The organism is Yoonia ponticola, from assembly GCF_014199395.1.
Taxonomy (GTDB): domain Bacteria; phylum Pseudomonadota; class Alphaproteobacteria; order Rhodobacterales; family Rhodobacteraceae; genus Yoonia; species Yoonia ponticola.
Map to the genome: position 1 here is coordinate 32,864 of NZ_JACIJM010000008.1, position 16,271 is coordinate 49,134.

A 16,271-nucleotide genomic window follows, 5' to 3' on the forward strand; every position below is an offset into this window, starting at 1 on the left:
TCGGAGCCCGCATGTTCACAGCTAAAACACCAGATGACCTCCCGACACGGGCGCAAACGTTGTCCATGTCGGGGCTTCAATTTATGCAAGGCGTCGTCGCAGGCACTGTTGCCAGACCTCCGATCTCGGCGATCTTGAATTACACGCTGGATCACGTCGAAGATGGCAAAGTCATCTTTCGTGGCACCCCCGAATTTGACCACACTAATCCGATGGGGACAGTGCACGGCGGTTGGTACGGGACGTTATTGGATAGCTGCATGGCATGCGCGGTCATGACGAAAGTTCCCAAGGGATCAATCTACACCACCTTGGAATACAAAATAAATTTGACGCGCAACATCCCGCTGGGCACCGAAATTACGGCAACAGGCTGGATTGATCACGCAGGTCGGACAACTGGTGTCGCCAGCGGTGAAATCCGCGGAGTAATCGATGGCAAACTCTATGCGACAGGATCAACGACCTGTCTGATTATGAAGATTGCGGAGTGACCTGATCTGAACGGGCCTGCTGAAAGTCGCGAACAAAAGCTTTGCGATACCGCGCCGGATCAACTGTAATATGCAGTCTTTCGGATGCATCCATTCCGACCAACCGACGCCTGCGACCCCAAAACACTTTTCCCCATCTGCGCCATGATCCGCAGGATGGCGCATTGACGTCCGTCTCGAACCGGCTCTCCCAGTGATCGGGTAACGGAACACCGCACATTTCCAATCGCTCTAACATCCAGACAAGCGAGATATTCGCCAAGGGCCGTGCCGCAGGCAAGCTTGTGATTTGCCCACCGACGTCGCTATGCGATCCGCGAAACCAGACCTGTTCCATATTTCCAGTCCAGCCAGTTGGTGACGTCCACAGCACCGGCGCATAAGCTTCGCGCGTTTCATCCAAGGCAAGCGCGTGGAAGCCGTTGCGAACCTGTGGCCCGAGCGTGTGGTTATGAAACGGTTGCGCTGGATCTAGCCAACGCCAGAGAATCGGCACGCGCAGCCCCAGCGCCTTCACAGTGTCCCAAACGGCCACCGCTTCAATCGCTGTGTCGGCCCTAGAATGACAGTGTTGCGCCCGAAACTGTTTGGCAAATTTGCTGCGACCGCCCGTCCGGTAATGACGGTATGCTGTCCGGATCGTGCGCACGGTGGCACAATCATGTTTGACCAGACCGACGATTTCGATCACGCCAGCCAAAGACCGAACCGCGTAGGCACCACGAGAATATCCAATTAAAACAATCTTGTCGCCAGGCCTATAACGCGATGCGAGCACACCATATGCCCGCTCGATTTGCTTGTTAATTCCCTTACCAGTGATCACATCCCACGTGCCACGCCAATCGCGCCATTGGATGCCTGCCTCGTAATGAACCGTCAGGTTAGCCGAATGACCGACCTCGTTCAGCAGTTTATAGGTCATACCGGCATGTGTTTCGCGCCCGGATACGAGCGACGATGCAGTCCCGTCCAGAATTATCACATGCGTTGCTTGCCCGCGTGCACGCGGTTGCCCTTCGGCGGTTCTAGCTTTGGCCCCAAAAAGCCCAAATATCCAATCACGTAACTGCACGATTAACCTTTGCCTTTTGCAACATCGACCACACCCGATGAGGCGTAAACGGCATCGCGGCATCTCTTACGCCATGGTCCCACAACGCATCCACAACCGCATTTGTCACAGCCGCTAACGCGCCAACGGTTCCCGCCTCACCACAGCCTTTCATGCCCATGGGATTATAGTGTGACGGCGTCCCTTGGGTTGCAAAATTAACCATTGGAACATCATCGGCGCGTGGCACGCCATAATCCATAAAACTTGCCGTGAGCAGCTGACCGTATTCATCAAAAACAACCCGCTCCGTAATGGCCTGACCGATACCCTGCGCAACGCCGCCATGCACCTGCCCTGCAACCAACATAGGATTAATAAGGTTACCAAAGTCATCAACGACGCTGTATTTTTTCACCTCTACGACACCAGTTTCGGGATCGACTTCGACTTCGGCCACATGTGCACCATTCGGAAAGCTGCGATTTTCCAGTGTGATCGTCGCAGTGTGCGTTAACAAATCGTCACGCCCAGCGTCACGCGCCAGTTCTGCCACGTCCAACATCGTGGGCGATAAATTGGAGTCAGGGATGCGAAACCGCTCGTCGTCAAAGGAAATGTCAGCGGCGGACACCCCTGCGACCTCTGCTAAGAACGCCGTGAAAACGTCAGTGATTTTCGCGACCGTTGCCAATGTCGCTGTATTTTGCACAGTCACAGAACGCGATCCGCCCGTGCCACCGCCCGTTGGGATCAGGTCGCTGTCACCCTGAACGACATGCACTTTATCGGCGGGGATGCCCGTTTGATCCGCGAGAAACTGGGCATAAACTGTTTCGTGCCCCTGCCCGCCAGATTGCGTACCGACATATATCAGCGCACCATCTTCAACAAAATCCACCCGCGATGTTTCTGTCGGAGCGCCAAGAATGCTTTCGATATAATAACATAGCCCGTGACCGCGCAGCTTTCCCTGCTCGGCTGATGCTGATTTACGCCGCGCGAAGCCGTCAACATCCGCCTCGGTGCCCGCCCGCGTGAGCAGGTTTGAGAACTCGCCAACATCATAGGTGACGCCCGTCGCGGTGGTGTAGGGAAACTGATCCGGCGCGATAAAGTTCTTGCGACGCAAGTCCCACGCATCGACCCCAAGTTGCCGCGCGGCCTCGTCCATTGCTCGTTCCAAGACAAAGATCGCCTCTGGTCGTCCGGCCCCACGGTACGCATCCACGGGCGTTGTGTTCGTGTAAACGCCCACGGTTTTCATGAACGCAGCTTGCACATCATACGTGCCCATCAGCACCTTGGAAAATAAGTCAGTTTGGATGAATTGGGCATAACCCGAGTTATACGCACCCAAATTACACACGGAATCAATGGAATAGCCCGTGATCTTAAAGTCGGCATCAAACGCCAGTGTCGCTGTGGTCACCAAATCGCGGCCCGCATTGTCAGTCAACATTGCCTCAGTTCGCTCCGACATCCAGCGCACAGGGCGACCCAAAACACGCGTGGCATGTGCAACAGCGATTGTTTCGGGATAGCCCATCGCCTTCATCCCAAAGCCGCCGCCAGTGTCGGGGTTTGTGACGCGAATATCGGATTTCTCCATGCCCAAATGATAGGCCAGATCAGCCTTTGGCCCCCAAACACCCTGCCCATTCACCGCGACATGCAGCCGTCCGTCGGTCATTTCGGCAAAGCAACCGCGCGGCTCCATTGATGCGGCGATGACGCGATTATCGGGCACTTGGACCGTTACCAAATGCGCAGCCTCAGCCAGTGCGGCTTTGGTGTCTGCCGCGTTGCCGCAGCCATAAGTCAGCGCAAGGTTTTCCGCTGCCTCCGCATGGATCGCCTCGCCGCCGACGGAAAGATCCAGATGCACTGGCAACTCTTCCAGCTCAAAAGTGACCGCTTCTGCCGCATCTTTGGCAGCGTTCAAACTATCGGCCACGATTAGCGCAATCGCTTCGCCAACATAGCGCACCCGATCCTGCGCTAATAACGGGCGCAACGGGTCAGCCGCAGTTGAGCCGTCGATGTTTTTGATAATCGACGCCTTCATTCTAAGTTGCACACCGCCAGCCTTCAAATCCTGCGCAGTCAACACCAGTGCCACGCCGGGCATGTCTCGCGCAGCGGTGACATCCAGTTCAACGATCTGCGCGTGAGCCATATTGGACCGCAGAAAGTATGCAAACAGCGCCCCCTCTGGCGCGATATCGTCAACATATTGCCCGCCGCCCGATAGGAACCGAAGATCCTCGGTCCGCGTCACAGATTGGCTGCGCCCAAATTTTTCCATGTCGCGGTCCCCTTTGGCTCGCAAGAATGATGGCCTACTGCGCCAAATCTCACAATGCCCGTTTCGCAGCTGCCCCTTTTCCCTTTTCGCGCCACGCCCCATTGGGTAAGACGGACCCAACTGAAAAGGACGGCACAATCATGGCGATGGACAAGACATTCGACGCAAGCGCAGCTGAAAAACGCATCTACGACGCATGGGAAGCATCAGACGCATTCAAAGCCGGGGCAAACAAGTCTCGCGATGAAACCTTTACCATCATGATCCCGCCGCCGAACGTCACTGGCGTGCTGCACGTCGGTCACGCCTTTAACAACACTTTGCAAGACATCCTTGTGCGCTGGAAACGGATGCAAGGCTACGACACGCTATGGCAACCGGGGCAGGATCACGCCGGTATTGCGACCCAATTGATGGTTGAGAAAAAGCTCGCCGCGGATGGTTTGCCGAAACGTGCTGAAATGGGCCGCGATGCGTTCCTGGAAAAAGTTTGGGAATGGAAAGCCGAAAGCGGCGGCACGATTATTGAGCAGCTCAAGCGTCTTGGCGCGTCCTGCGATTGGTCACGCAACGCCTTTACCATGTCCGGTGCGCCAAATGCGCCCGAAGGTGAAGAAGGTAATTTCCATGATGCCGTGATCAAAGTCTTCGTCAAGATGTATGAAGACGGCCTGATTTATCGCGGTAAACGTCTGGTGAACTGGGACCCCCATTTTGAGACAGCCATTTCCGATCTCGAAGTAGAAAACATCGAAGTCGACGGCCATATGTGGCATTTCAAATACCCCCTCGCGAACGGGGCGACTTATACCTACATCGAAAAAGATGAAGACGGAGTTACTATTCTGGAAGAAGAGCGCGATTATATTTCCATCGCGACCACGCGCCCTGAAACCATGCTGGGGGATGGTGCCGTCGCCGTGCATCCGTCGGATGAGCGTTATGCGTCAATCGTCGGAAAGCTATGCGAAATTCCGGTTGGGCCAAAGGCGCAGCGCCGCTTGATCCCGATTATCACCGACGAATACCCCGACAAGGATTTCGGCTCTGGTGCCGTGAAAATCACGGGCGCGCATGATTTCAACGACTACCAAGTCGCGAAACGTGGCGGCATTCCGATGTATGCGCTGATGGATACCAAAGGTGCGATGCGCGCTGACGGGCGGCCCTATGCGGAAGAGGCCGCAACCGCGCAAGCCATTGTAAACGGTGAAGAAACCTTTGACGAAGCCAAGATCGCCGCGATGAACCTTGTGCCCGAAGAATACCGTGGCCTTGATCGTTTCGACGCCCGCACAAGGGTGATCGCCGACATCACCGACGAGGGCCTTGCCGTGATGCATGACGTCACGCGGGTTGAGAAAAACGACGACGGCGAAAAGGTCGAAGTGACCGAGACCGTGCCTTATGTCGAGGCCAAGAAAATCATGCAACCGTTTGGCGACCGGTCCAAGGTTGTGATCGAACCTGCGCTGACCGACCAATGGTTCGTGGACACCGATAAAATCGTCGGGCCTGCGCTGGACGCTGTGAAGAACGGCGACGTCACGATCATGCCAGAGAGCGGCGAAAAGGTGTTTTACCACTGGCTTGAGAACATCGAGCCATGGTGCATCTCGCGGCAATTGTGGTGGGGGCATCAGATTCCGGTTTGGTATGGCCTCGATCTAGCATCTCACGGGTTTACTGATGACGAAGGCGACGGCGCGCTTGATATCGTTGAAATGATGGGACTTTTGTCGCGCCAAACCTTGCTGGACGGTAACGAACAGCACCATGCAGCATCGACTTTCGATGACGTCAAAGATCAATTCTCGAACGTCATGGCAAAGCTGCCCATCCCGCTCAGCAACGCCCGCGTGGTTGAGGTCGCAGACAAAGCCACCGCTGCGCACACGCTCGCCGAGTGCCTCGCGCAATATGCGATGGATCAGGACCCAACCAAGTTAGTCTACCCCGTTTGGCGCGATGCTGACGTCCTCGACACATGGTTCTCGTCTGGCCTCTGGCCTTTCGGCACGCTCGGCTGGCCGGAACAGACGCCGGAACTCGACAAATACTTCCCCGGCGATGTGTTGATCACCGGCCAAGACATCCTGTTTTTCTGGGTCGCCCGCATGATGATGATGTCCCAAGCGGTTGAGGGCGAAAACCCGTTCCACACTGTCTACCTGCACCAACTCGTCCGCGATGAGAAGGGCGAGAAGATGTCGAAAACCAAAGGCAACGTCGTGGACCCGCTTGTGGTAGTGGACGAATTTGGTGCTGACGCGCTGCGCTTTACCATGGCGCAAATGGCAGCGCTGGGCGGCGTGTTAAAGCTGTCCGAGGACCGGATCAAAGGCTACCGTAATTTTGGGACAAAGCTTTGGAATGCCTTTAGTTTTGCCGAACATTACGAAATCCCTAATCCGGGTGATACGTCAATGCCTGTGGTCTCTCAGACGCTGAATAAATGGATCATCGGCGAGACTGCAAAAGTGCGCGAAACGGTTGACCACGCACTCACTGACTACCGCTTTAACGATGCGGCCAACGCGCTTTACGCTTTCACGTGGGGCAAGGTCTGCGACTGGTATCTAGAGTTTTCCAAACCGATTTTGCAAGGCGATGATGCGGCAGCAAAGGACGAGACGCAAAAGACACTGCGCTGGGTATTGGACCAATGTCTGATCCTGCTGCACCCGATCAAACCCTTCATCACCGAAGAGTTGTGGGGCCTTGCGGACAGTCGCGCAAAAATGCTCGTCCACGCTGACTGGCCAACCTACACGGCGGCTGGTCTTGTCGATGCAGAGGCTGATCGCGAGATGAATTGGGTGATTAACCTCATCGAATCCGTGCGCTCGAACCGCGCTCAAACCCACGTGCCTGCTGGGGCGAAAGTGCCACTGTTGGTGCAAAGCCTTGACGCAAAAGGGCAATCTGCGTGGGATAATAACCACGTCTTGATCCAACGCCTCGCGCGGATCGAATCCTTGGAAAATGTCACCGACTTTCCAAAGGGTTGCGTGACAATTCCTATGGACGGCGGCACCTTCGGTATCCCGCTTGAAGGTCTGATCGACGTGCCCGAAGAAATCGCACGTCTTGAAAAGTCGCTTGGTAAATTGGCCAAGGAACTCGGTGGATTGCGCGGTCGCTTGAAGAACCCGAAATTCGTCGAATCTGCCCCTGAAGAGGTGATCGCCGAGACTCGTGAAAACTTGCGTCTACGCGAAGACGAAGAAGCCCAAATCAAAGCTGCCATCGCGCGCCTTCAAGAGCTGGGTTAACTTCATTTCGCCAACAACAACTCCCGCCGGAGGCATACCAAAACATGCCTCCGGCGAAACAGAGTCGTTATGGGACAATACGTTCCACAGCACGCATCATCCCCAGCGCTTTATCATAAACGAGCGTCAGCACCCGCCGTCCCGACGTGCGACTGACCACAGGAACAATCCGTGTCGCCGCCGTGGCACCCGCGCTGATGATAAAACTGCGTCGATTAAGCATAATTACGTCCATCTGTTAACTTGCTGCGAACCAATCCGAGGTAGTGGTGCAAAAGGCGATTGCAAGGACTGGCTTTGCTCGCTTAAATCACGGCATGAAAAATGACACGCGCCTCACCGCCCTCGCCGCCAGCCTTCCCGCAACTGTACCCTTCGTGGGACCAGAGGCGCAGGAACGCGCACGTGGTGCTGCATTCACGGCCCGTCTTGGGGCGAACGAAAATGGCTTTGGCCCCTCGCCCACGGCGATTGATGCCATGGCAAACGCCGCGTCGGAGGCGTGGATGTATGCCGATCCGGAAAGCCACGATCTGCGAGAGGCGATTGCCGATCATCATGGCATTGATCCCCAACACATTATGGTTGGTGAAGGTATCGACACGCTGCTCGGCCTCGTCGTCCGCCTGTTTGTCGGGCAGGACGATCCCGTCGTCACCTCTGCGGGGGCTTACCCGACATTTAACTATCACGTCGCCGGTTTCGGCGGCGCTTTGCACACCATTCCCTATACAGGCGACTTTGAAGACCCCGACCGTTTGATCGCGAAAGCAACAGAAGTAGGCGCTAAGCTGATCTATATCTCGAACCCCGACAACCCAATGGGCAGTTGCCATGACGGCAAAACCATCAAACGCATGGTGCGAGCCGTGCCAGAGGGTGCGTTACTTATTTTGGACGAAGCTTATATCGAACTGGCGCCGGAAACTGCGGTCGCGGACATTGACCCGAATGACCCGCGCGTGGTGCGTATGCGCACGTTTTCAAAAGCTTACGGCATGGCTGGTGCTCGCGTCGGTTATGCCATCGGCCACCCTGATGTGATCTCTGCCTTTAACAAAGTGCGCAATCATTTTGGCATGTCGCGCATTGGCCAAGCCGGTGCGCTTGCCGCGCTTGCGGACACGGATTGGATCGCCACCATCCGCGAAAAGATCGCGGATTCGCGCGCCGAGATCAGTGCAATCGCCTTAGATAACGGATTGATCCCACTTCAGTCCGCCACGAATTTCGTGACAATTGATTGCGGTCGGGATGGGGTTTTCGCGAAAGCACTGCTCGATGCTTTGGTTGATCGCGGTATTTTCGTTCGGATGCCATCCATTGCGCCACAAAACCGGTGCATTCGTGTCAGCTGCGGCCCCATCGCCGATATGCGTGCCTTTGCAGCCGCCCTACCCGACGCGTTGCTAGAGGCGGAAGCCGCGTTCACGCATGAATAGCCAACGCCCCACCGGACGTGTCGAAAACTTCACGAACGCGTTTCTCGTGAGCTTTGGTGTGTTGGTTTTTATCTTGCTTTGGACAATCAACATCGTGTTCGGGTTCTTGTGGGCGATTGGGTCGGCCTATGCCTGTAACATAGGCCTTTCCCGTTTTACGCCGCGCCGCGAGTAGCGTTCGCGATCACCATCACCGCAGCAGCAAGTCCGCCGTCACCGTGGGGAATATCGAGCGCCTTCAAGCCCGCTTCCATCGTCCCAAGCACGCCCATAATCATATGCGCGTTCACGTGTCCCATGTGCCCGATCCGGAAATACGCATCGGACGGCGACCGCCCTAACCCGATGCCCAGCGTCAGCCCCGCTTGATGCTCGCACCACTGGCGCAATCTGTCCCCATCTGGCGATGTAGCGACACAAGACGTCACCGCGTGTGACCGATTTTCCGGCTTCGCAATATTCAGCGCAATCCCCCCCGGAACCGACCATTTATCAAACGCCGCCCAAACGGCATTTGCCAAAATCGCATGGCGATCCCAAACGGATTCCACCCCTTCCGCGAGGATCAAATCCAACGCAACGCGCAATCCATACAGATGATGCGTCGGAGCGGTCCCATAAAAATACATGAAATAGACTTCAGGATTGATCCGCTTGCGCCAATCCCAATACGCTGTCACGCAGTCACCTTGGGCTGCATTTGCTTTGTCGTTGAAGTAGACAAAACTAATCCCTGCGGGCGTCATGAGCCCCTTTTGACAGGCTGTCACCATGACATCCACGCCCCACGCGTCCATCTCGAAGCGGTCGCAGCCGAAAGACGCAATGCAATCAACCATCAACAAAGCAGGGTGTTTCACCTCGTCCAAAACGCGGCGCATCCCTGGCACGTCGTTCTTAACGCTAGTCGATGTATCCACATGCACAGCCAAGATCGCTTTGATTTTGTGGTCGGTGTCGGCCTTTAGAACAGCGGCCAATTGGTCCAGATCAACAGGCTCTGTATTGCCATAGTCGATGGTCTGGACATTCACGCCGAGCCCCTTAGCGACCTCGCCCCAGCCGACGCAAAACAGGCCCGTTGCAAGCACCAGAACCGTATCATCACGCGACAAAACGTTGGATAACGCGGCTTCCCATGCGGCATGGCCATTGCCGATATAGATCGCCACATTATGTTCTGTCCGTGCGATCGTCTTCAAATCAGGGATTAACGAACGGGTCAGGTCGTGCAATTCGCCTTCGTAAATGTTCGGAGATGCGCGGTTCATCGCCTGCAAAACGGCGTCAGGCATGACAGAAGGACCAGGGATCGCCAAATAGGCACGACCATTTGCTAGTGACATTGAAAATCTTTCAAAAGTTTGGTGTTGCATAGAACCCTACGCCCCCAACCAATGAGGTCAAGCAGTTGCCTTGCCCCATGTCCTGATCCAGCTTAGATCAGATAAGTAACTACAGGAATTTAGACGTGTCAGAGACCTCAGCTACCCGACTTTTTGCATGGCTTTGGCGCGATTATCTGCGCCCTTACAAAGCTTTGTTCTTTGGTGCGTTATTTTTGATGGCGATCGAAGGATCGATGCTGGGGTTCCTCAGTTGGATGATTCAGCCAATGTTCGATGACGTTTTCGTACAAGGCGAAGTCAGTGCGTTATGGTGGGTCGGCATCGGGATCATGACGATCTTTTGCGTGCGTGCGGTCAGTGGTACTGGCCAGAAGATCTTGATGGCCAAGCTGACACAATTGTCCGCGGCCGCCATGCGCAACCATCTTTTGCGGCACATTATGGAACTGGACAGCAGCTATCATCAAGCAAATCCACCGGGTCAATTGATCGAACGTGTGCAAGGTGATGTCACAGCTGTGAACCAAATCTGGTCCTCACTTGCGACGGCGTTCGGGCGCGACCTAATTGCGCTTATCACCTTGTTTTCAGTTGCTATTTCCGTCGATTGGAAATGGACGTTGATCGCATTGGTCGGCCTACCGTTTCTTGTTCTCCCCACCTTTGCGGCACAAGCCTACGTACGCAAAAGGTCAGGTGTCGCCCGCGAATTGGCTGGTCGCATGTCCACTCGCCTCGACGAGGTTTTCCACGGTATCAATCCGATCAAGCTCAACGCACTCGAAAGCTATCAGTCCAACCAATACGCTGCCCTCCAGACCCAGCGGGTCAAGGCAGAGGTCAAATCCGCAACGGGCAAAGCCGCTGTTCCGGGCCTGATTGACGTGATGACGGGCATTGGTTTCTTGGGCGTATTGGTCTTTGGCGGGTCCGAAATTATCGCTGGCGAAAAGTCGGTTGGTCAGTTCATGTCGTTCTTCACGGCGATGTCGCTGACGTTCGAACCCTTGCGGCGCCTCGGTGCGATGAGCGGCCAATGGCAGACCGCTGCCGCCTCAATCGACCGGATCAAAGAGATTTTGAACGCACGTCCGACTTTAACTTCCCCTGCGACGCCCAAACCGCGCCCAACTGGCGCCCCTGCGATCACATTCACAGATGTTTCCTTGGATTACGGTGACTTACCTGTCTTGCGCGGCACGACGTTCACGGCCGAAGCAGGCAAGACAACTGCACTTGTGGGCGCTTCTGGCGCGGGAAAAAGCACGATATTCAACGTGCTAACGCGCCTGATCGACCCCAGAGAAGGCATCGTCACGATCGGCGGCACGGCAACGTCAGAACTTGCGCTCGGCGATCTGCGCGGGCTATTTTCGGTAGTCGCGCAGGACGCGGCACTCTTCGACGAAAGCGTGCGGGATAATATCCTGCTCGGCCGACACGATATCGCGGACGACACATTGCAAGAGGTACTGGATGCAGCACACGTTAGCGATTTCTTAGCAAAAATGCCCGATGGTCTTGATAGCCCCGCTGGCCCGCGTGGCTCGAACCTATCTGGCGGACAACGCCAACGTGTTGCAATTGCGCGTGCATTGCTGCGCGATACGCCGATCTTGTTGCTTGACGAAGCAACCAGTGCGCTCGACACAAAATCTGAAGCCGTGGTCCAAGCGGCTTTGGAACGGCTGTCTGTTGGCCGGACAACACTTGTGATCGCACACCGGCTCTCGACCGTCCGGAACGCAGACAGCATTATTGTGATGGACCACGGCAAGGTCGTCGATCACGGAACACACGACGCACTCCTTGAACGCGGCGGGATCTATGCCGATCTTTATAACCTTCAGTTCGCACAATCGCAGGCCAAAATATGACTAAGACACGCACCGTATTATCAATCACAGGCAACGACCGTGTCTCGTTCCTACAAGGGCTCGTGACCAACGACGTTGAAAAAGCAAAAGACGGTATCGTCTACGCGGCACTGCTGACCCCACAAGGTAAATTCATCGCGGACTTCTTTATTATTGGCCGCGCCGATGACTTGCTTATTGATGTCGCCACCAGCCATGCCGCGCAGCTTGCACAACGTCTGAATATGTATCGTTTACGTGCAGACGTGCAGATAACCGAGACGGATTTGATCGCGTCAAAAGGAACCGGCGCAGCACCAAAAGATGCCCTGCCCGATTCACGTCACCACGACCTTGGCTGGCGGGCATATGGCGACACCGATATCAACGATAACACCGATTGGGTGGCGATGCATGTTGATTTGATGGTCCCGGAAACTGGTGTAGAATTAACACCTGACAGTTACATCCTTGAGCTTGGTTTCGAGCGCTTAAACGGCATTGATTTTCGCAAAGGCTGCTACGTCGGTCAGGAAATCGCCGCGCGGATGAAACATAAAACCGAACTCAAAAAAGGTCTCGCGCAGGTCAAGATCGTTGGCACTGCGCAGTCTGGCGACGAGATCACGACTAACGGAAAACCGGCGGGAACCTTACACAGCGTTGCGGGTGAAACTGGTCTGGCTTATCTGCGTTTTGACCGCGCGACAGACATGCAAACCGCAAATGCCGCGTTAACTTTGATCACCACCGCTCCAGCTTCATTTCGCCAAAACAACTCATAACCCGAGCAGACACAAAAAAGCCGGCCCCAAATGGACCGGCTTTTCACCTATTCTCAATTAATTAAGCGCGCTCGACGTATTCCAGCGTTTCGGTGCTCACGACGATATCTTCGTCCTGCCCCACGAATGGTGGGATCATAACACGCACACCATTATCCAGCGTCGCGGGCTTAAAGCTGTTCGCCGCAGTCTGGCCTTTTACCACAGGTTCGGTTTCAGCAACCTTGCAAATCACGCGATTAGGCAGCGTTACATTCAACGCTTCTTCCTCGTGGTATTCAATCTTCACAACCATGCCGTCCTGCAAAAACGGGCGCAGATCGCCCAGAATATCCGCAGGTAATGCAATTTGGTCGTAGGTTTCGCTATCCATGAACGTCAGCATATCGTCTGCTTCGAACAGGAATTGCTGGTCTTTTTGTTCCAGCCGCACCCGTTCTACTTTGTCGGCAGACCGAAAGCGTTCGTTCAGTTTGCGCCCGTCGCGTAGGTTCTTGAGTTCAACCTGCGCAAACGCGCCGCCTTTGCCCGGTTTAACGTGATCAACCTTAACGGCGGCCCAAAGCCCACCGTCATGTTCCAAAACGTTGCTTGGACGAATTTCATTTCCGTTAATTTTTGGCATGAGTCACTTTGTGTCAGAATTGCGGCAAAAGGTTGAGGAACCCCTGCTCAACTCTATATATTGGTGAACAGACCCTTGCAAGAAGACTAAATAAGCCATTTGGACTGTTTCCGCTATGCAGTAAGTGCATAACTGCCATTCCAAAAGAGACCACCCGAATCGGATACATTCGGGCATAAGCGGTCAGACGCGAGAACTACAAGACCAAAAACCAAAAGGATGCACGATGCGTGATTTTGTCGACGGAACAGCTTTTAACAATGAACAGGGCAACCGCGCCCGCAAGTTATTCGCTGCAGTCGTCCTAGCCGCTTTGGATGATGCGATCGCGGATGATAAGAAATACGGCAACGGCCCCGAGCAAATCGCACGTTGGGCACGGTCCCGCGATGGCCGCGAAGTATTATCTTGCGCAGGCATCGACCCGAACGAACGTGTGGTCGGTGGCTTGATGGAATTTGTTGGCAAAGGTGTACGTACATCAGTTGCTCTTTCCCGCGAAGAAAGCGAACGCCGTAACGCAGCAGAGCAAGAAGCTCGCGCCGCGTAAACGACCGCTCAAAAGTTATGTTGGCCCTGCCAGGCCGACTTTTCAAAACGCCGCCCTCTGCTCGGGGCGGCGTTTTTATTGGGTGATCTTCACTTCGGACTGAAGCTGCCGACGTCATCGACGACCTTTCATGAGGCAATTGCATTCAAACCCTTTCGCAGTCCGCCAACTGCTTTTACACACGTGGCGCAGGGGGACGCGATGACCAAAGCGATCATGATCCAAGGGGCCGGCTCGAACGTCGGCAAATCGATGTTGGTCGCGGGGCTCGCCCGCGCGGCAACCCGTCGGGGGATGTCCGTCGCGCCGTTTAAACCTCAAAATATGTCGAACAACGCCGCTGTAACCAGCGACGGCGGCGAAATCGGTCGCGCGCAAGCGTTACAAGCACGTGCCTGCGGATTGGCTCCGCATACAGATATGAACCCCGTCTTGTTGAAACCGGAATCCGAGGTCGGCGCACAGGTCGTGGTTCACGGCAAACGAATGACGACCATGAAAGCCCGCGACTACGGCAAGATGAAATCGACGCTAATGCCTGCCGTATTGGAAAGTTTTAACAGGCTGAAATCTCAAGCCGATTTGATCATCGTCGAAGGAGCAGGTAGTCCTGCCGAAGTAAACCTTCGCGCCGGCGACATCGCCAACATGGGCTTTGCTTCGGCGGCTGGCGTCCCTGTTGCGCTGATTGGTGACATTGATCGTGGCGGCGTCATTGCCCAACTGGTGGGCACCCACGCCGTCTTACCCGACGCGGACTGTGCTCTGATCAAAGCCTTTGCAATCAACAAGTTCCGAGGCGACACGACGCTTTTCGCAGAGGGCATGGACATCATCGCAGCAAAAACCGACTGGACCCCCTGCGGCATCATTCCTTGGTTCGCCGATGCGTGGCGCCTGCCCGCCGAGGACGTCATGGACATCGCGTCGCGCAAAGGTGGTCCGATCAAGATCGCGGTGCCGAAACTGAACCGGATTGCGAATTTCGACGACCTTGATCCGCTGTCGGCCACGCCAGACGTCAGTGTCGAGATTATCCAACCCGGACAGCCTCTGCCAGGAGATGCGGACCTTATCCTGATCCCCGGTTCGAAATCGACCATCGCTGATCTTGCCCACTTTCGCGCCCAAGGATGGGATATCGACCTGCAAGCCCATGTTCGGCGCGGCGGCCGCGTTTTGGGAATTTGCGGTGGGTATCAGATGCTTGGCACGCAAATTATAGATGATGCCGGGATCGAAGGGCCGCCGTGCCGTGTTGCGGGCCTAGGTCTGTTGGATGTTGTGACTGTCATGACTGAGGAAAAACGCCTTACAGAAATCACCGCCACCCACCGCGAAACTGGCGCTGTGGTTCGAGGCTACGAAATCCACATTGGCGTCACGACTGGCCCCGATACACATCGCGCATGGCTTGAACTTGATGGCCGTGGCGAAGGTGCCGCGTCTGCGGATGGTCGCATTCAAGGGTGTTATATGCACGGGCTTTTTAGCGCGGATGCGTTTCGGTCCGTCTATTTGACTGCATTGGGTGCCGCACCGACGACCTACAACTACGACGATAGCGTCGACACAACGCTGGACGCGCTGGCCGATCATCTAGAGACACACATGGACGTTGATACGATTTTGGCGTTGGCCGCAGAGGTCTGATCAGACGTCTTGTTCGGTGATCACGCGGTTGATTTCGCGACGGACAAGATTGCGGACGTTGCGCGTAATGCGTTCGCCCATTTCGCCTTGCAGTTCTGTGCGGATCATCTCGCTGACCATCAGGCGTAGTGCGTCTTGATCGACCAAATGCGTATTTCCGTAAGTCGCAACCGCACCAAGTGGTGGATCGACGTCAGGCGCAAGATCGTCACCAAACACATCGCCCGGCTCTTTTTCTGCGGCATCAGCAGTCGCTTCAGCGACCGGATCATAGACTTCGTCAAACCGGGTGTGGCTGAACGTGACCTTATCCGCGTCGTCTTCGACGATTTCCGCCTCGCTTTCGTCGACTTCAGGATCAGCCTCTTTGGCGGGCATACCGCGTGCGATTTCATCAGCAATCGTCTCGGCGATGTGATCTGTCACAGCTTCGGTGACGGCGGCTTCGGGGCTTTTTGCCTGACGTGCATCAAGTTTGTGCAGGAACGCAGACGTAACACTGCTTTCCAACGGACCTTCGCTGCCGTCTGGCTCCCAGTCATCAGAGGTATGTGTGACGGCGGCTTCGAGTTCGGCAATGGTCGTTTCCAATGCCCCCTGCTCTACCGATTCCTTTGTCGACGCCTTGGGCGTTTCCGTCGTCCCTGCGAAATCAGGTGGCATTTTTAACAAGTCTGGCTTTGGCGATTCGGTTGGGGCCGGCGCATCGAGCACCCGAAATGCTGGCGTCAGGACAAGACGATCAGGCGATGTCGGCACCGAACGAAGCGCTTTTTCAGGCGTTTCGGGCTTTGTGACATGGTTTCCCTGCGCCACAAGTCTGCGGATCGAGGACAAAACGTCCTCAATATCATGATTACTAACCGGATCCGACATTGAT

Annotated in this window: 14 protein-coding genes; 8 read left to right on the forward strand and 6 right to left on the reverse strand. The window is 55.3% G+C overall.

Going from position 1 to position 16,271, the window contains the following annotated elements; all coding sequences use genetic code 11:
- Positions 1–11 precede the first annotated feature (11 nt).
- Complete coding sequence (locus FHS72_RS13495; RefSeq protein ID WP_183530017.1) at positions 12–494, forward strand: PaaI family thioesterase; 483 nt, start codon at positions 12–14, stop codon at positions 492–494.
- Here the strand turns inward: FHS72_RS13495 and FHS72_RS13500 are convergent.
- Both FHS72_RS13500 and FHS72_RS13505 read right to left on the reverse strand, forming a co-directional pair.
- On the reverse strand, positions 475–1,569 hold the full coding sequence (locus FHS72_RS13500; protein WP_343042693.1) for a DUF2235 domain-containing protein: 1,095 nt from the start codon (positions 1,567–1,569) through the stop codon (positions 475–477). The genes FHS72_RS13495 and FHS72_RS13500 overlap by 20 nt on opposite strands.
- Positions 1,556–3,856, reverse strand: coding sequence for a xanthine dehydrogenase family protein molybdopterin-binding subunit (locus FHS72_RS13505; protein WP_183530021.1), 2,301 nt, complete (start codon positions 3,854–3,856; stop codon positions 1,556–1,558). Before FHS72_RS13505 ends, FHS72_RS13500 begins: the two co-directional genes overlap by 14 nt.
- A 140-nt stretch (positions 3,857–3,996) precedes the next feature.
- Here FHS72_RS13505 and FHS72_RS13510 point away from each other — a divergent pair, with 140 nt between their 5' ends.
- Entirely contained in the window at positions 3,997–7,131 is a 3,135-nt protein-coding gene (locus FHS72_RS13510; RefSeq protein WP_183530023.1) for a valine--tRNA ligase, read from the forward strand.
- Between the two features lie 67 nt (positions 7,132–7,198).
- Here the strand turns inward: FHS72_RS13510 and FHS72_RS13515 are convergent, their stop codons facing one another.
- A complete protein-coding gene (locus tag FHS72_RS13515) occupies positions 7,199–7,354 on the reverse strand; it encodes a Tat pathway signal protein (protein ID WP_246414692.1) in 156 nt (51 codons plus the stop codon).
- Positions 7,355–7,448: 94 nt separating this feature from the next.
- Between FHS72_RS13515 and FHS72_RS13520 the strand changes: the two genes are divergently transcribed.
- Both FHS72_RS13520 and FHS72_RS13525 read left to right on the forward strand, forming a co-directional pair.
- The gene (locus FHS72_RS13520) at positions 7,449–8,573 is read left to right on the forward strand and encodes a pyridoxal phosphate-dependent aminotransferase (RefSeq protein WP_183530026.1); all 1,125 of its coding nucleotides are present in this window, start codon (positions 7,449–7,451) and stop codon (positions 8,571–8,573) included.
- Entirely contained in the window at positions 8,566–8,748 is a 183-nt protein-coding gene (locus FHS72_RS13525; RefSeq protein ID WP_183530028.1) for a hypothetical protein, read from the forward strand. The genes FHS72_RS13520 and FHS72_RS13525 overlap by 8 nt, the downstream gene beginning before the upstream one ends.
- On the opposite strand, the gene FHS72_RS13530 is transcribed toward FHS72_RS13525, so the two are convergent.
- A complete protein-coding gene (locus FHS72_RS13530; protein ID WP_183530030.1) occupies positions 8,729–9,919 on the reverse strand; it encodes a pyridoxal-phosphate-dependent aminotransferase family protein in 1,191 nt (396 codons plus the stop codon). The genes FHS72_RS13525 and FHS72_RS13530 overlap by 20 nt on opposite strands.
- 125 nt (positions 9,920–10,044) lie before the next feature.
- Here FHS72_RS13530 and FHS72_RS13535 point away from each other — a divergent pair, with 125 nt between their 5' ends.
- Together FHS72_RS13535 and ygfZ are read left to right on the forward strand one after the other, a co-directional pair.
- Positions 10,045–11,799: an ABC transporter ATP-binding protein gene (locus tag FHS72_RS13535; RefSeq protein WP_343042694.1), complete on the forward strand. Its 1,755-nt coding sequence runs from the start codon at positions 10,045–10,047 to the stop codon at positions 11,797–11,799.
- Positions 11,796–12,563 (forward strand): CAF17-like 4Fe-4S cluster assembly/insertion protein YgfZ, encoded by a 768-nt coding sequence (ygfZ, locus tag FHS72_RS13540; RefSeq protein ID WP_183530032.1) that lies wholly within the window; start codon positions 11,796–11,798, stop codon positions 12,561–12,563. Before FHS72_RS13535 ends, ygfZ begins: the two co-directional genes overlap by 4 nt.
- A gap of 61 nt (positions 12,564–12,624) precedes the next feature.
- On the opposite strand, the gene efp is transcribed toward ygfZ, so the two are convergent.
- A complete protein-coding gene (gene efp / locus FHS72_RS13545) occupies positions 12,625–13,188 on the reverse strand; it encodes an elongation factor P (protein ID WP_183530034.1) in 564 nt (187 codons plus the stop codon).
- Positions 13,189–13,414: 226 nt separating this feature from the next.
- Between efp and FHS72_RS13550 the strand changes: the two genes are divergently transcribed.
- Together FHS72_RS13550 and FHS72_RS13555 are read left to right on the forward strand one after the other, a co-directional pair.
- Entirely contained in the window at positions 13,415–13,738 is a 324-nt protein-coding gene (locus tag FHS72_RS13550; protein ID WP_008230719.1) for a DUF6280 family protein, read from the forward strand.
- A 201-nt stretch (positions 13,739–13,939) separates the two neighbouring features.
- Positions 13,940–15,391: a cobyric acid synthase gene (locus FHS72_RS13555; RefSeq protein ID WP_183530036.1), complete on the forward strand. Its 1,452-nt coding sequence runs from the start codon at positions 13,940–13,942 to the stop codon at positions 15,389–15,391.
- Here the strand turns inward: FHS72_RS13555 and FHS72_RS13560 are convergent, their stop codons facing one another.
- Positions 15,392–16,267, reverse strand: coding sequence for a hypothetical protein (locus tag FHS72_RS13560; protein ID WP_183530038.1), 876 nt, complete (start codon positions 16,265–16,267; stop codon positions 15,392–15,394).
- Positions 16,268–16,271 lie beyond the last annotated feature (4 nt).

What these genes read in the sequence shown, in the direction of transcription:
- FHS72_RS13495 (WP_183530017.1), top strand. Translation starts at nt 12, where the DNA reads ATGTTCACAGCTAAAACACCAGATGACCTCCCGACACGGGCGCAAACG.
- FHS72_RS13505 (WP_183530021.1), bottom strand. Translation starts at nt 3,856, where the DNA reads ATGGAAAAATTTGGGCGCAGCCAATCTGTGACGCGGACCGAGGATCTT.
- FHS72_RS13510 (WP_183530023.1), top strand. Translation starts at nt 3,997, where the DNA reads ATGGCGATGGACAAGACATTCGACGCAAGCGCAGCTGAAAAACGCATC.
- FHS72_RS13515 (WP_246414692.1), bottom strand. Translation starts at nt 7,354, where the DNA reads ATGCTTAATCGACGCAGTTTTATCATCAGCGCGGGTGCCACGGCGGCG.
- FHS72_RS13520 (WP_183530026.1), top strand. Translation starts at nt 7,449, where the DNA reads ATGAAAAATGACACGCGCCTCACCGCCCTCGCCGCCAGCCTTCCCGCA.
- FHS72_RS13525 (WP_183530028.1), top strand. Translation starts at nt 8,566, where the DNA reads ATGAATAGCCAACGCCCCACCGGACGTGTCGAAAACTTCACGAACGCG.
- FHS72_RS13530 (WP_183530030.1), bottom strand. Translation starts at nt 9,919, where the DNA reads ATGTCACTAGCAAATGGTCGTGCCTATTTGGCGATCCCTGGTCCTTCT.
- ygfZ (WP_183530032.1), top strand. Translation starts at nt 11,796, where the DNA reads ATGACTAAGACACGCACCGTATTATCAATCACAGGCAACGACCGTGTC.
- efp (WP_183530034.1), bottom strand. Translation starts at nt 13,188, where the DNA reads ATGCCAAAAATTAACGGAAATGAAATTCGTCCAAGCAACGTTTTGGAA.
- FHS72_RS13550 (WP_008230719.1), top strand. Translation starts at nt 13,415, where the DNA reads ATGCGTGATTTTGTCGACGGAACAGCTTTTAACAATGAACAGGGCAAC.
- FHS72_RS13555 (WP_183530036.1), top strand. Translation starts at nt 13,940, where the DNA reads ATGACCAAAGCGATCATGATCCAAGGGGCCGGCTCGAACGTCGGCAAA.
- FHS72_RS13560 (WP_183530038.1), bottom strand. Translation starts at nt 16,267, where the DNA reads ATGTCGGATCCGGTTAGTAATCATGATATTGAGGACGTTTTGTCCTCG.